Origin of the sequence: Terriglobus roseus, assembly GCF_900105625.1 — a bacterium.
GTDB classification, from domain to species: domain Bacteria; phylum Acidobacteriota; class Terriglobia; order Terriglobales; family Acidobacteriaceae; genus Terriglobus; species Terriglobus roseus_B.
In genome coordinates this window covers 3,077,731-3,092,963 of record NZ_FNSD01000001.1, presented here as the reverse complement: position 1 = coordinate 3,092,963, position 15,233 = coordinate 3,077,731, and the positions used below count along the sequence as shown (strand labels likewise).

At 59.6% G+C, this 15,233-nt stretch carries 12 protein-coding genes; 6 read left to right on the top strand and 6 right to left on the bottom strand.

Annotated elements, in window-relative coordinates:
- Positions 1 to 150 precede the first annotated feature (150 nt).
- Positions 151 to 3,249: a TonB-dependent receptor gene (locus BLW03_RS12670; RefSeq protein WP_074654413.1), complete on the top strand. Its 3,099-nt coding sequence runs from the start codon at positions 151 to 153 to the stop codon at positions 3,247 to 3,249.
- 170 nt (positions 3,250 to 3,419) lie between these two features.
- Here the strand turns inward: BLW03_RS12670 and BLW03_RS12665 are convergent, their stop codons facing one another.
- The 4 genes from BLW03_RS12665 to BLW03_RS12650 all read right to left on the bottom strand — a co-directional run bounded on the left by BLW03_RS12665 (position 3,420) and on the right by BLW03_RS12650 (position 6,582).
- Positions 3,420 to 4,172 carry a secretin N-terminal domain-containing protein gene (locus BLW03_RS12665; RefSeq protein WP_074654412.1) on the bottom strand — a complete coding sequence of 251 codons (753 nt, stop codon included), beginning with the start codon at positions 4,170 to 4,172 and terminating at the stop codon, positions 3,420 to 3,422.
- Positions 4,169 to 4,780 (bottom strand): hypothetical protein, encoded by a 612-nt coding sequence (locus BLW03_RS12660; protein WP_074654411.1) that lies wholly within the window; start codon positions 4,778 to 4,780, stop codon positions 4,169 to 4,171. The genes BLW03_RS12665 and BLW03_RS12660 overlap by 4 nt, the downstream gene beginning before the upstream one ends.
- Positions 4,777 to 5,331, bottom strand: a complete 555-nt coding sequence (locus tag BLW03_RS12655; protein WP_074654410.1) for an RNA polymerase sigma factor — start codon at positions 5,329 to 5,331, stop codon at positions 4,777 to 4,779. Before BLW03_RS12655 ends, BLW03_RS12660 begins: the two co-directional genes overlap by 4 nt.
- 66 nt (positions 5,332 to 5,397) lie before the next feature.
- Positions 5,398 to 6,582 carry a PQQ-dependent sugar dehydrogenase gene (locus BLW03_RS12650; RefSeq protein ID WP_074654409.1) on the bottom strand — a complete coding sequence of 395 codons (1,185 nt, stop codon included), beginning with the start codon at positions 6,580 to 6,582 and terminating at the stop codon, positions 5,398 to 5,400.
- 124 nt (positions 6,583 to 6,706) lie between these two features.
- On the opposite strand from BLW03_RS12650, the gene BLW03_RS12645 reads away from it, so the two are divergent.
- A complete protein-coding gene (locus BLW03_RS12645) occupies positions 6,707 to 7,369 on the top strand; it encodes a BON domain-containing protein (protein WP_074655989.1) in 663 nt (220 codons plus the stop codon).
- Positions 7,370 to 7,403: 34 nt separating this feature from the next.
- Here BLW03_RS12645 and BLW03_RS12640 read toward each other — a convergent pair whose 3' ends face one another.
- Entirely contained in the window at positions 7,404 to 8,648 is a 1,245-nt protein-coding gene (locus tag BLW03_RS12640) for an NAD(P)/FAD-dependent oxidoreductase (protein ID WP_074654408.1), read from the bottom strand.
- 130 nt (positions 8,649 to 8,778) lie between these two features.
- Here BLW03_RS12640 and BLW03_RS12635 point away from each other — a divergent pair, with 130 nt between their 5' ends.
- The 4 genes from BLW03_RS12635 (at position 8,779) to BLW03_RS12620 (ending at position 13,312) form a co-directional block, all read left to right on the top strand.
- Positions 8,779 to 10,221: a serine hydrolase domain-containing protein gene (locus BLW03_RS12635; protein WP_074654407.1), complete on the top strand. Its 1,443-nt coding sequence runs from the start codon at positions 8,779 to 8,781 to the stop codon at positions 10,219 to 10,221.
- Between the two features lie 39 nt (positions 10,222 to 10,260).
- On the top strand, positions 10,261 to 10,932 hold the full coding sequence (gene msrA / locus BLW03_RS12630) for a peptide-methionine (S)-S-oxide reductase MsrA (protein WP_074654406.1): 672 nt from the start codon (positions 10,261 to 10,263) through the stop codon (positions 10,930 to 10,932).
- 330 nt (positions 10,933 to 11,262) lie between these two features.
- Complete coding sequence (adh, locus tag BLW03_RS12625) at positions 11,263 to 12,792, top strand: aldehyde dehydrogenase (RefSeq protein ID WP_074654405.1); 1,530 nt, start codon at positions 11,263 to 11,265, stop codon at positions 12,790 to 12,792.
- Between the two features lie 133 nt (positions 12,793 to 12,925).
- On the top strand, positions 12,926 to 13,312 hold the full coding sequence (locus tag BLW03_RS12620) for a DUF779 domain-containing protein (RefSeq protein WP_074654404.1): 387 nt from the start codon (positions 12,926 to 12,928) through the stop codon (positions 13,310 to 13,312).
- A gap of 281 nt (positions 13,313 to 13,593) precedes the next feature.
- On the opposite strand, the gene gnd is transcribed toward BLW03_RS12620, so the two are convergent.
- Positions 13,594 to 15,054, bottom strand: a complete 1,461-nt coding sequence (gene gnd / locus BLW03_RS12615) for a decarboxylating NADP(+)-dependent phosphogluconate dehydrogenase (RefSeq protein WP_074654403.1) — start codon at positions 15,052 to 15,054, stop codon at positions 13,594 to 13,596.
- Positions 15,055 to 15,233 lie beyond the last annotated feature (179 nt).

Genomic DNA, 15,233 nt, shown 5'->3' with positions numbered 1-15,233 from the left:
CGTTTCCGGGAGGAATATGCAAATGCCATTGCGCTGTTCGCTGCTCTTACTCTTGCTTCTGCTCACGCCGTTTGCGAAAGCGCAGACATTCCGTGGCGGTATCAATGGATCGGTCACTGACTCCACAGGTGCCTCGGTCCTAACGCTTCCGTGAAGGTCACCAACGTTGCCACCGGCGTCGTCAGTTCCTCCGTGAGTTCTTCCAGTGGCGAATTCCTCTTCCAGGATCTTCCGCTGGGGATCTACAGCGCAGAAATCTCTGCGGGTGGATTCGGCAAGACGAAGTACGACAAGATCCAGGTCGCCGCCGGCACGATGTATACGCTACCGGTAAAACTCGCCGTCGCCAGCGAGAGCTTGACCGTGGAAGTCAATGCAGCCGCAATCGCGCTCGACACAACCACGGTCACGCAGACAACCGTGCTCGATCAAAAAGCCGTGGACAACATGCCGCTGAACGGCCGCGACTTCACGCAGTTGGTTCAATTGACGCCGGGCTTTGCGGGCTACGTCGGCGGAGGATTTGGATCGCTGAACGGGACGCGCGCAAACCAGATGAACTGGCAAATTGACGGCGTCGACAACAACGATCTGTGGCACAACGTTCCGGCAGTCAATCAGGGTGGCGTATCCGGGATTGCAGGGATCGTGCTTCCCATCGACGCTGTAGATCAGTTCAGCGCACAAACCCAGGCAGGACCGGAGGGCGGACGCAATCCCGGCGGCACAGTCAACCTGTCACTTAAGGCCGGTTCGAATTCATTGCATGGCTCGGTGTATTACTTCAACCGAAATGAACTCTTCGGCACGAAGAGCCCTTTTGCCGACATTAAGCAAAAGGTCCGTAATTACAACACCGGTTTCTCAGTGGGAGGCCCATTCCTCAAGGACAAGCTATTCGGCTTCCTGAGCTTTGAGCATCAGCGTTTTGTCATCGGCGAATCCGGCACCGCGACGGAGCCCAATACGGGCTGGCAGACGCAGGCCAAGGCTCTGCTTGCAATGAACGGCCTCGCATCGCTGGGCGTTATGCAGAGCACACTGAACACCCTGTACACCAGCGGCAACCTGGGTTCAACCGACACAACACCGGATAACTTCCACTCGCCAGTACCGGAGTACGGCTATAGCTGGAATGGCATTGGCAAGCTTGACTGGCACATCTCGGATAAGGACAGCCTGTCCGCTCACTGGTTTACGGGTCAGGGCAACCAGGTGGCGCCCGTCGGATCGCAACTGGCGGATTACTACGAGGTCGCTCCGCTTCATGTGCACAACATCGCGATTGTCTACAACCGCTCCATTACGCCGCATATCTCCAATCAGGTCCTGATGGGCGTCAACTACTTCAACCAGGTCTTCAATGATGCCAACACGAACTTCGGCAGCATTCAGACCGCGGGCTTCGTCACCAGCGCAAAGTACACCAATGCACCCAATATCAATATCGGTTCCTTCGATCCTGCCGGCCTGACCCCGCCGGAAGGCCGCAATGACATTACCGGGCACCTGACCGACCAGGTGTCGTGGATCATCGGCAACCACGAGCTCCGGTTCGGTGGCGAATTTCGTCAGGCGCAACTCGACGAGTTCTACAAGCGCCATTCTGTCGGATCGTTCACCTTCGACGGCAGTCAGATCGCTCAAACCATCAACGCGAAACTACCGGGTTGCGCTACGACGCCACAGACCGCAACCAACTGTTACACGCCGGACCAATACATCGCGCCGCTGGCCGACTTCCTTTCCGGACGCACGTCAGACGCGACCATCGCCATCGGCGATCCCGAACGGCAGGTATTCGTAAACACCTGGTTCCTGTCTGCAGGGGATAGCTGGAAGGTCACGCCAAAGCTTGTACTCAACTACGGAGCGCGCTTTGACTATGTGGGTCCGCTACATAATGGCCTGCAGGATCTTTCGGTCTTTCGCCCAGGCCTCACGCCCTCCGGCATCGCATTCCAGGGTAATCAGATCGATAGTCTCTATCAGAAGTACTACGGCGCGTTTAGTCCCCGCCTTGGGTTGAATTACTCACTCAGTAACACAACGGTATTGCGTGCGGGTTATGGCTTTTATTACGACACACCGAACCTAAATCCTTTCCTCGACAACCGGCCCGGCAATGCTGCCCCCAATGGTGTAGAAGGTAACCCTGTAGGTCCCAATCCCGTCTTCACAATCGACGTGGGTGAGGTCCAGATCGCGCAGGGACAAAACATCTTTGGCACGTCCACAGGCGTGAGTTGCACGACCGCGGCACCCTGTGGAGTTTTCAGCATCAACAAGAACTTCCGCCCGTCGGTGAATCAGAACTATTCCCTCAACGTGGAACAGACGCTCGCCCCGGGCGTCATCGCACAGGTCGGGTACGTGGGTAGCCAGGCGAGGCATCTGCTTGCGCTGCTTGACATTAACCAGGCGCTGCCGGGCGTCTACGCAAACAACAGTGCGCGACAAGTGACCCGCCCTTACTTCTCTCTCTATCCGCAGTACGGCAATATCAATGAAGTTCAGAGCATCGGCACCTCCAACTACAACTCACTGCAGACACAGCTTCGTGTCAACAACTGGCACCGCATCTCGGCTTCGGGGACTTACACCTGGAGTCATAATCTGGATGAAACTTCGCAGTATCGTGGTGAGTTGCCGCAGGATAGCCGTAACTTCAAAGGTCAGTACGGTAATTCCGATTACGATGTTCGCAACACGTTCGTGATGTTTGCCTCGTATGAACTACCCGGCTCAAACTACCTGAAAATGCTGACCAGCGGATGGCAGGTCAATGCACTCGCGTCTTATCACGGTGGCCAACCCTTCAATATTGCTGCGTCTGGGAATGTCAGCGGCACCAACGAGGGGACGGATCGAGCAGTGCAAATATTGCCTGATCCTTATGCTGGCTTTCGTCAGCGCAAGACTGGCGCTTCGTGGCTGAATCCGGCCGCATTCTCCGATGCTCCTCAGGGAACCTTCGGCACGCTGCGTCGTAACCAGTTTTACGGCCCCGGTTATGGCGACATGGATCTGTCGTTCTTTAAGAACACACGCATCGCTGAACGTGTGAACATCCAGTTCCGTGCCGAACTCTTTAACCTGGGGAACCGCATTAACTTTGCCCCACCATCCAGCAATAACTCCGGTGGAACCTTTACGCTCAATGACACCATCGGCGACTACAACGGGGCCCCTGGCATTGGTGCGGGTGAGCCCTTCAACACGCAGTTCGGCGCGAAAATTACCTTCTAACGAAGAGCCGAGGACGAAAATAGAGAAGGCCGGAACTACATGCCCCGGCCTTCTCTGCTTTCACCGTCCGAGCTGACGCGAGCACGACCTAGATATCTTGCAGTCCGATCGCGGGCTTTTTTTCGAGATCGAGTTTACCTGCGAAACCCCGGTGCGGAAGCGCATGCAACTTACTTCACGGCTTCGATCACCGCATCTACCTGCATGTGGCGGGTGCTGCCTACGACGTCCAGTTCTCCAAGCGACATCGACTTTCCCTCCGTGAGGATTGAAACTCCCTCAACCTTGGTCTGCCGGATTACGGGATCTTCCGGCCCCATGCCGGACTTCTCTTCAGCCACCGAGGATTGTTCCACCATTGATTTCAGTCGGATCCCCGCACCATACTCCTCGACCTCAGAGTCGAAGTTGAGCCCGACGTCGATGTATTGTGTCTGCTTCATTGGTTGGGCATCATGTCCTACGGAACCGGTGACCAAGGGCACGCGGCTACCCTGCTTCATCTGCATGCGCTGCCCCGGCGCGAGCGTCATAGCGTAGCGCGACACACCGATGCGCTTGCCTCCGTCGCTCTCCGTGAAGGTATAAGTGAGTCGATAGAGTTTGTGCGGAACATCAAGCTTGGCAAGCAGATCTTCGATCATCTTCAGGTCTTCAGGGCTGCCATTCGCTGCAATCTCGTTGCGCGACGGAACCAGGTAGACCCGCAGTTGCGGCGACGAGAGGTTCCGGATGGCTGTGACGATCTCGTTCTGATCCGCCTGCGTATCGGTGTAATGCAGGTGGAAGGTGCGCAGGATGTGCGGCCCCGTCTGCTGTGGCGGTGCTGGCGCGTTGGTGGTAGCTACCGCCGACTGGGCGGATGCGGCGCCACTTGGGAGCAGGAGCACACAGAGTGCAGTGGTCGCGAGAGAGATCTTCATTGGGTTCCTCCTCCGGATTCCAAGGTCATGTCAGGTTGATCGAGTGGTGCTGGCGGCGTGAAGAACTCGCTCACCTGATCCTTTTCGGCCTGATAGCGGGCAGCGCGCGGACCGGGCGCCAGTCGCGCCAACTGCACCGGATCGTCCCGATGCGCCAGCTTTATCAGTAGCTTTTCCTGTTCGGTCAGTGGCAGGGGCGGGGCCGGGAAACTCTGCTGCTGGGAAGTCATGTTTGTCTCTACGCGCGATGCTGAAACGGTGGGTTGCATTCCAGGAACGGCAACTCGTCCTCGCAGCTTCGTCCTTCCAGCAGACGCAATGGCCCTCTGCGGCAGTGCCTTCTGTTGCACGAGTGGCGCGGTATGCGCGACATGGCTCGTCCGCGGATGATGCGAAGAACGAAGCACAATCGCGGCAAGGAAGATGCACGCAACCCCTGCACCGGTGATGCGAAGCGCGAGTAACCAGCCTCCAAACCACGGGACGGCAACCGGCTCGGCCTGCGCTTCGCGTAACACCCGTGCGATGCGCGTCTCCAGCGATGCATCAGGCTGAACCTCGCGCAGGCCGCGCAGTACTGTCTCCAGATTCTTATCGTCCTCGTTCATCGCGCTGACCTCCGATTCAAACGTTCGCGCAGCCGCGTTCGTGCACGGAACAGCAGTGCGCGCACGGCTGATTCACTGCGACCCAGCACGGCCGCCATCTCTGCATGACTCATCTCTTCCACGGCCGCCAGCAGGAGCACGTGCCGCTCCGCCTCGGGCAGTCGCTCAATCTCTGCCATCACGGCCTTCAGTTCCAGCGCTTCCGCAATGGCGCGGTCTGCCGGCAGATCAACCGCCACCAGCGACTGCGCAAAGGCGTCCTCCATCTGGTCCGGCCGTAGCTTCCTCCGTCGATCCAGGGCGAGATTCCACGCGATCCGCACCAGCCAGACTCGCATGTCCCGGACGTCAGGCAGCGATCGGCGATGCTGCAGGACGCGCAGAAACGTGTCCTGCACGACGTCGTCCGCCTCCGCTCGATTACGCAGTAACGCATGCGCCATGCGGAAGAGCAGCGGCGTGTACGCGGGTACCAGCGACTCGACCGTGATGGCTGGCACGGCTTCCTCTGTTTGAGACAACGACAGGCCGCACCCTTCCGCGTAGATCATGATTACTCTCTACAGGGAAAGACGGTGCGGCCGCCATCGCGCTCGAATTATTTTCTGGGTGCTGACTTACTTGCTGTAGCTGATCCGGTACAGAATGCCGTTCTGTTCGTCGCCAAGCAGGATGCTGCCATCCTGCATCTGCGCCAGGCCGAACGGGCGCGCGAACCTTGCCCAGCCGCTTCCGCCCCTGGCGGGCATCAGAAAGCCCTCGGCGAAGGGTGTGATCGTCTTCGCAGTGGCACCCTCGAAGTGGATGCGAACCACCTCATACCCGCTGGGCGGATTCGCTCCCCAGGAGCCGTGCATGCTGGCCAGCGCGTCTCCGTTGTAATCCGCCGGAAGACCTGCGCCGTTCAGGAAGATCAACTGCATGCCCGACGCATGCGCCGTCCACGTCAGTACCGGGCGCGTGGTTTTCGCGTCCCATTGCTCCATCGTGACGCCATGCGGAGGCGTCAGGTACAGGTTGCGCTCGCCATCCGCCAGGATGTAAGGCCAGCCATACTCCTTACCCATCTCAATTTTGTTCAACTCCTCGCGCTGTACCTTGTCGCCCTGCCAGTCAACACCGTCATCCCAGCCATACATGGACCCGGTACTCGGCTGAAAGTTGAAACCGATGGTGTTTCGCAGCCCGGTAGCAAAGGTCTCCTGGCCAGTTCCATCCAGATTGAATCGCTGCATGGTCGCCTGAGCCTTATTGTGTTCATCGCAGGTGTTGCAGGTGCTGCCCACCGAGAGATACAGCTTGTTATCCGGCCCAACAGCCAGCGTGCGATCGACGTGCTGACCTGCGTCCGGCAGACCCCGGATGATGAGCTTCGAAGTGCCCAACGTGCCGTCCGCATTGATGGGCGCACTGTAGGCCTCGTTGATGGTGACGTAGTACAGGGTGCCGTTGTGAACGACCATGCCGTGCACATCCTGCAGAGCAAGTACCTGTTTCTTCGTCGTGCCGTCCGGCGAGACCATTGTGATGGTTCCGGCATCGCGGCTACTAACGTAGATGTTTCCGGCCGGAGAGACGACGACGACACGCGGGCTCTGCAGCCCCTCAGCAAACTTCGCGATATGGAAGCCTGCGGGCAGCTTCAGCTTTGCGATGTTCTCCGGCGTCGCAGGCAGCGGTGCAGGCAGCACCACGCTGACCTCGTGCGTGTCCTTGTTCGGGTTCGGCATGGTCTGCCCATACAGCGAGCAAGAGGAGAGTAGGACTGCGGCAGTGGCGAGCGAAGCGAGCGTGCGTTTCATGTCCCTACGGATGCCAGGGACGCCCATACCATCTCCGTCCGCTAACGAACATGGCGCAAATCCGCCTACCCAAACGTGGGCTCGCAGCGTCCTATGAAATCGGAGATGCCGTGAGGTGAACACCATGAAACAACCGCTCGCAATTACCGTTCTTTGTGCCGGGCTGGCCCTGGCACCGTCAATCGTTGGGGCACAGTCAAAGGCAACCGCCGCACAGGAGTACAACAGCAAGACCTGGTCGCAGGAAGATGCCGGCCGCATTGTGCAGGAGGTGCGTCACCGCCTGCTGAGCCTGTCCAACTACAGCGTCTTCGACTCGCTCTCGTTCGGCATGCAGGGCCGTACCATCGTGCTGCGCGGCTTCGCCTCGCGGCCCACGCTGAAGCAGGACGCACAGCGCGCCGTGAAGGATATACCCGGAGTTGAGACCGTCAACAACCAGATCAAGGTGCTGCCGACCTCGCCCATGGATGACGGCATCCGCATCGGTGTATATCGCCGCATCTACACGCAACCCGCGCTACGGAAGTACACCGGTGCCCCTGTAGGCTTTGGCGCCGCGCCGTCCGTCGCGCTGGAAGCCGGCGGCATCACGGCCGACCCACCGCGCGGCTACCATGCCATCCACATCATCGTGGACCACGGTCACGTCACACTCACCGGCGTGGTCGATCGCGAGTCGGATGCGAACATCGCATCCATGCAGGCGAATGGCACGCCTGGGGTGTTCTCTGTCGATAACGAAATCGTGATCGCAGGTCAGCCTTCCAGAGAGAAGATGGACTAGCGCGGGACTGTATCGATCCGCCGGCAAAGGCGGTCTATCGGCTCAAGCCGACAGCCGCCTTCATCTTGCCCCACACCCACTTGGGCATGGTCGATCGAACCATGTGATTTCGAAGCGCCTCGTAAGTCGATGTGCCCATGCTGTAACCAAGGATCAGCCGCAGCAATTCGGGGTCTTCCTTTGACTTACGCACAAGCGCATCAATCCGATCGCTGCCGTTGAACAGCCGGTGCTGAATGTCCACGGAGTGCTGAAGGTCGCTGCCGATCTCGCGCTGCCAGGCGGCTTGATAGCTGCTCAGGAACTGTGCGTCGTAGCGCTTCGACTGGATCGCCGCCAGCGCTGCATCCGCAGCAAGCGAGCCACTGGTCATGGCGTAATAGATGCCCTCAGCCGTGAAGGCATTCACAAAGCCACCTGCGTCCCCTGCCAGCAGAACGCGGTCCGTATACGTCTTTTCAAGCGGCCCGCTGATGGGAATGGGAAAGGCCTTGTAGCCGTCAGGGTTCGTCTCACCGGTCACATCGCCCTTCGCCTTCAGCGTGTCGACCCACTCCCCGTGAAACTCCGCTCCCTTGCCACGCAGCTTCGTCAGATACCAGTCCAATTTGCATGCATAGCCCAGGTTCAGGTGTTCGGTCTTCGGGAAGATGTAGCCGTACCCGAAGGCCTCCTTCAACGTGAGGAAGATGTAGATGCTCTCGCGATCCTTCACGTCGAGACGGTCGTAGGTGGTCTCTTCCATCATGTCGATGGCGTACAGCTTATGCGCGGCTTCATCGCGCAGCCCGGTGTGTCGCGCGACGACTGAGTTTGCGGAGTCGGCACCGATGATCATGGGCGCCGTAAAGAGCTCGCCGGTGCTGCTCTCCAACTCAACATGGTCGGGCTTCACAAGGCAGCGCCGGATCATCACACCCGTCCGAACGGTGCACACGCTCTCGGCACGGCGGAAGAGCGCCGCGTCAAACTCCCAGCGACGGATCAGGTGGAGGCACGTGTAATCGGCTTGATAGGTCGCACGCGTACCATCCGGCGATTCCAGGTGGATGCGGCTCAGCGGATTGACCGACACCTCGCCTGCTGCGAGGAACTCGCGCACGTAGGGAAAGCGATCCAGCAGGCGCGCGGTCAGGCCGCCACCACAGGGCTTTTCACGCGGAAACCCGGCAGCCTTATCCAGCAGCAGGACCTTCACGCCAGCGAGGCCCAGTTGATACGCGGCAGTGGCACCCGCAGGGCCACCGCCCACAATAATGATGTCGAAGGTGTTGTCCATCAGGATCCATTGTAGGCAATCGCTGCGGTCACTTCGAGACGCTCTGCATGGCAGCGAAAACGACACCGAGGCCATCGCGTATAACCATGCGTAGACCTGTTTACCCACTTACAAAAGTGTTGAGGGAATCATGCGATTTGCTGCAGCGGCACTGACGATTTTGATGGCCTCGGCGAGCACGTCGCTCGCGCAGACGGCCTTCACCCCGGACGAGACCACAAAGGTCGACACTGCCGTCAAAACCGCCTTCGACAAGAGCGGCATTCCCAGCACCGTTGTCGGTATCCGTCGCGGCAACAAACTCGTCTACACGAAGGCCTTTGGCAGCGCCGTCATCGAGAAGAATGTCCCCGCGCAAACGTCCATGGCCTACCCTGTCGGCTCCATCTCGAAGCAGTTCACCGCGGCCTGCATCCTGCTGCTGCAGGAGCAAGGCAAGCTGCGACTCGACGATCCCGTCTCCAAGTGGTTTCCGGAGTTCACCCGAGCCGACGAAGTCACCATCCGCAACCTGCTGACCCACACCAGCGGTTACAGCGACTATGCGCCGCAGGACTACACCATCCCTGCATGGACAAAACCCGTCGACAGCTACAAGCTCATCCACGAGTGGGCTACGAAGCCGCTCGACTTCGATCCCGGAACAAAGTGGCAGTACAGCAACACGAACTTCCAGCTCGCCGCGCTCATTATCGAAAAGGTCACAGGCCAAAGCTTTCACAACTACCTGTGGGTCAACGTCATCAAGCCGCTGAAGCTCGAAGGCGTGCTTGATCTTGACAATGAACGCGATCAGCTCAAGCCACACGGCTACGAGCGCCACGCGCTCAGTCCGCCGCGGCCCGCAATTCTGGAAGCGCCGGGCTGGTATAGCGGAGATGCGACCCTTGCCATGCCCGTTTCTACGCTGCTGGCATGGGATGAGAGCATCGTGCACCGCACGCTGCTGAAGCCTGAGAGCTATGACGCAATGGAAACCGACTTCAAGTTGAAGGATGGCAGCAGTTCGCACTATGGCCTGGGTATTTTTGTAAGTCACTCCGGCGGACGAGACATTCTCTTCCACAGTGGCGAGGTTGGCGGTTTCGTCTCGAACAACGTTGTCGATCTCACGGACGACATCGCCTTCGCTGCGCTGACTAACTTCGAAGGTCCCGGCGCAGAAGGCATCACCAGTGCGATACGCCCGATCCTGATCCGCTCTACTGCTCCACCAGCGGCAAAGCGTGCTGCCGCACCCGAGCAGACGAGCGTGCCTGCTGCGGCCCTGTATTCGCCCGCTCCATCCCAACAGGCGAGGTCCATCCTGACGGGTCTGCAGACCTCTACGATCGACCGATCGCTCTTCACGCCGGATGCAAACTACTACTTCAGCGACAGCACGCTCGCCGATTTCGCGAAGAGTCTCGCTCCGCTCGGTTCCATCGTTGACGTCAGACAAACCAGCGAAGCCCTGCGTGGCGGAATGTTTTACCGCACCTACGAGGTGAAGTTCGCCACACGCACACTGTCATTGAATTCGTACACGCAGAAGGACGGCAGGATCGAACAGTTCCTCGTTAACGGCGACTAACGCAGCAGCGCGTGCGTCCAATTCTGCGTGAGGTTTCGCATGTTCGCTCGCTCGATCCGTTTCGCCGTTCTCGCCACCACACTCGCTGTGCCGCTGTACGGCCACGCGGTGGATCGCGGCACCTTCCCGATTCCGTCACAGGATGTTGCGAAGGCTCCGGGCAAGTTGCAGGTGGCCGTCTTCGCCGGCGGATGTTTCTGGGGCACGCAGAGCGTTTTTGAGCGCGTCAAGGGCGTGAAGAAGACTGTCGTCGGCTACGCAGGCGGTAAAGCCTCCACTGCCACCTATGACCAGGTCACCACCGAGACCACCGGCCACGCCGAGTCGGTCGAGGTCACCTATGACCCCGCCATCATCACCTACGGCGGCCTGCTCCGCATCTTCTTCTCCGTCGCGCACGACCCAACACAACTGAATCGCCAGGGACCGGATGAAGGCACGTCATATCGCTCAGCCATCTTCTTCAACACACCGGAGCAGCAGCGTATCGCGCAGGCCTACATCGCACAACTCGACGCGGCGCATGCCTTCAAGTCGAAGATCGTGACCGAGGTGACACCACTGAAGGGCTTCTACCGCGGCGAAGACTACCACCAGGACTACGCCCTCCATAACCCAAACAACCCCTACATCCAGACCTGCGACCGCCCAAAAATCGACGCACTGAAGCGCGAGTACCCGGACCTCTTCGTGGACTACAAGGGCCAGTAAGTTGTGCCCCCTCCGGGCGCCCCATCTTTTGCGAAGCAAAGGATGGGTGTCGCGCGAAGCGCGACCATCCATGATGTCAGGCTGAAACGGAGAAACGATTCGCACGGTGTGTGAACCCTACCCTCTCGCGATGAGACCGCCGAAGAATGGGGCACCCGAACTCTCGGACCGTTCACCGTTTTCTGGACAGACAGCGACAGATGCGTTTGTTCGAGATGCGACATTTCTAACTCCGCGCGACATCACAGCCGCAGCGGGAGTAAGATTTTCGCCGCTGCGATCTCCCCGGGGCCGACGTGCCCTGTGTTCGCAGCGAAGGAGCCCATTGACATGGCCACGACACCTGCACTGAATCCCGCCACCGGCGACCATCCCCTGCACCTGCGCAAGCAGTACGACAACTACATCGGCGGTCGATGGATCGCGCCGGCCAGCGGCCAGTACTTCGACAACGTCACACCCGTCACCGGCGAAGTCCTCTGCCAGATCGCCCGTTCCAACGCCGCCGACGTCGACAAGGCACTCGACGCCGCACACGCCGCCCGCGCCGCGTGGGGTCGCACCAGCACCACGGAGCGCGGCCGCCTGCTTGAGCGCATCGCACAGCGGATCGAGGACAATCTGGAGCTGCTCGCAACCGTCGAGACGTGGGATAACGGCAAGCCCATCCGCGAGACCATGGCTGCCGACCTGCCGCTGATGATCGATCACTTCCGCTACTTCGCCGGCGTCATCCGCGCGGAAGAGGGCACCATCTCCGAGATCGACGCGACCACCGTCGCCTACCACTACAACGAACCGCTCGGCGTCGTCGGCCTCATCATCCCGTGGAACTTCCCGTTGCTGATGGCCGCATGGAAGCTCGCACCCGCACTGGCCGCCGGCAACACCGTCGTGCTGAAGCCCGCAGAACAGACACCGCTCTCCATCCTCGTCTTCATGGGCCTCATCGAAGACATCCTGCCGCCGGGCGTGCTCAACGTCGTCAACGGCTTCGGTCTGGAAGCAGGCAAGCCGCTCGCATCGTCGCCGCGCATCAAGAAGATCGCCTTCACCGGCGAGACGACGACCGGCCGCCTGATCATGCAGTACGCCTCGCAGAACCTGATCCCCGTCACACTCGAACTCGGCGGCAAGAGCCCGAATATCTTCTTCGAAGACGTCATGCGCGAAGACGATGCGTTCTTCGATAAGGCTCTGGAAGGCTTCGCCATGTTCGCCCTCAACCAGGGCGAAGTCTGCACCTGCCCCTCACGAGCACTCGTCCAGCAGAGCATCTATGACCGCTTCATGGAACGCGCTATCCAGCGCGTCGAGGCCATCAAGCAGGGCTCACCGCTCGACAAATCCACCATGATCGGCGCGCAGGCCTCGTCCGAGCAGCTTGAAAAGATCCTGAGCTACATGGACATCGGCAAGCAGGAGGGCGCGAAGGTACTCACAGGCGGCAAGCGAGCCGACATGCCGGGAGACCTCGCCAATGGCTTCTACGTGCAGCCCACTGTCTTCGAAGGCAATAACAAGATGCGCATCTTCCAAGAGGAAATTTTCGGACCGGTCGTTTCGGTCACCACCTTCAAGACAGAAGACGAAGCGCTCGAGATCGCAAACGACACCCTCTACGGCCTGGGCGCCGGTGTCTGGACACGCGACATGAATCGCGCCTTCAACTTCGGCCGCGGCATTGAAGCAGGTCGCGTCTGGACCAACTGCTATCACCTCTACCCCGCCCACGCAGCCTTCGGCGGCTACAAGCAGAGCGGCATCGGCCGCGAAAACCACAAGATGATGATTCATCACTACCAGCAGACGAAGAACGTTCTCGTCAGCTACAGTCCGAACAAGCTGGGCTTCTTTTAAAGGGTTTGCCCTCCCGCAGCGCAGCACCGGGCCTGCACGAATGCTGATCCGCCAAGCAGATGCTCCGGATTACTGAAGCAGGCATGCAGCCAACTCGATGCTGCGCTGCGGGAGGGCGAAACGACCGACACCCATGAGCGCAACACCAACCATCCCGATACAGGTCCTTCGCACGCCTGCGGCAAGCGTGCTCATGGAGAAGCTCGAAGCGAAGCACGGCCCACTCATGTTCCATCAGAGCGGCGGCTGCTGCGACGGCTCGTCCCCCATGTGCTATCCGCGCGGCGAGTTCCTCGTGGGCGATCAGGACGTCCTGCTCGGCACACTGGGCGAGACGCCCTTCTACATGTCCGGCCCGCAATTCGAATACTGGAAACACACCGAACTCACGCTGGACGTTGTGCCGGGTCGCGGCGGCATGTTCTCGCTGGATAACGGCGAAGGCGTGCGGTTTCACATCCGTTCGCGCGTCTTCACGGATGATGAGATTGCCGCGCTACGTTCCGCCGGACGAATCTAAGCTATCCAACGCTTGTCATCCCGCAGCGAAGCGGAGACATCGTCTCCCGCGTTCCGCGCCCAACCACGAATGCCAGGCGCCCGGAAGGGCACAGCTTCAGCTGTGCCAAGGACCTCACCAACAAAACGGGCTTTAGCAACTGAGGTTTAGTTTTTCGTACCGGCCGGAAATAAACCTACGTCTCCGCTTCCAACACCTCGCGACGCCGCGTCGCCATCCTGCACGGTCTCCAACACAAAAGGGCGCCGCGTTCGCGGCGCCCTCCCCAAACCAACAACCATCTAGGCGTTATACGTAGAAGAAGCCACGCGCCCGCCCGTCCCAGTCCAGTTCACATGGAAATACTTCCCACGCGGCTGATCGACCCGTTCAAACGTATGCGCACCGAAAAAGTCCCTCTGAGCCTGCAACAGATTCGCAGGCAAAGTCGCCGTCCGATACCCATCGAAGAACGAAAGCGCAGTCGTAAACGCCGGCATCGGAATCCCCGCAGCCACACCATGCCCAATCGCCCGTCGCCACCGACCGACGTACTTCGTCAAAGCATCCTTGAAGAAGTCATCCAGCAACAGGTTCGTCAGGTCAGGATTCTTGTCATACGCTTCCTTGATGTTGCCCAGGAAGGCCGACCGAATGATGCATCCACCGCGCCACATCAGCGCAATGCCGCCAAGGTTGAGCTTCCATCCATACTCTTTTTCCGCAGCCCGCAGCAGCATGTAACCCTGTGCGTAGCTGATGATCTTGGAGCAGTACAGCGCGCAACGAACATCCTCAATAAACGCAGCCTTGTCCGCGATCGCGGGAATATCTGGAGGGCCGCCGAAGACCTTCGACGCAGCAACACGCTCCTCCTTCAACGAAGACAGGCATCGCGCAAAGACACTCTCGCCGATCAGCGTCACCGGCTGGCCCAGGTCCAGCGCATTGATCGCCGTCCACTTGCCCGTGCCCTTCTGCCCGGCCGTGTCCAGGATCTTGTCGACCATGGGCTTACCGTCCTCATCCTTCTTCGCGAAGATCTTCTCGGTGATCTCAATGAGGAAGCTGTCGAGCTCGCCCTTGTTCCACTCGGCGAAGACTTCGTGCAGCTCGTCGGGGCTCAGGCCCAGACCATCCTTCAGCATCTGGTAGGCCTCGCCGATTAACTGCATATCGCCGTACTCGATACCGTTGTGGACCATCTTCACGTAATGCCCGGCGCCGTCGGGACCGGCCCAGTCGCAGCAGGGCGTGCCGTCTTCCACCTTCGCCGCGATGGACTGGAAGATCTCCTTCAGGTGCGGCCAGCTCTCGGGGTTGCCGCCAGGCATGATCGACGGACCGAAGCGAGCACCCTCTTCACCACCCGAGACCCCAGTGCCCAGGAAGAGGATTCCCTTGTCCGCCAGCTCCTTCGTGCGGCGGGTGCTGTCCGTGTACAGCGAGTTGCCGCCATCGATGATGATGTCGCCTTTTTCAAGAAAAGGGACGATGTGTTGAATCGTCTCATCGACGACAGCTCCGGCCTTCACCATGATCATGATGCGGCGAGGCCGCTTCAAACTCTGGCACAACTCCGCGATGGAGTGCGTACCCACAACCTTGGTCCCTTTCGCCTCGTCGGCCAGAAAGTCATCGACCTTGGACGTGGTGCGATTGAAGACAGCCACAGTGAAGCCGTGGTCGTTCATGTTCAAAACGAGGTTCTGCCCCATCACGGCAAGACCGATCAGTCCAATGTCACACGCTGCTTCCGGCATCTGATTCCCTCCCATAAAACGGAAAGAATACAGGATTCAGCGGCAAGGGACCGTCAGGCATCCGTCGCAAAGGATGACGAACGTCTCACGAATATGGCCCTGGTTACCGGGGCTCAGAACCCGGCAACCAGGGCCTCCTTCACAACAGACTTCCGAACTTCCCGGCCTCTTCGCCTGGC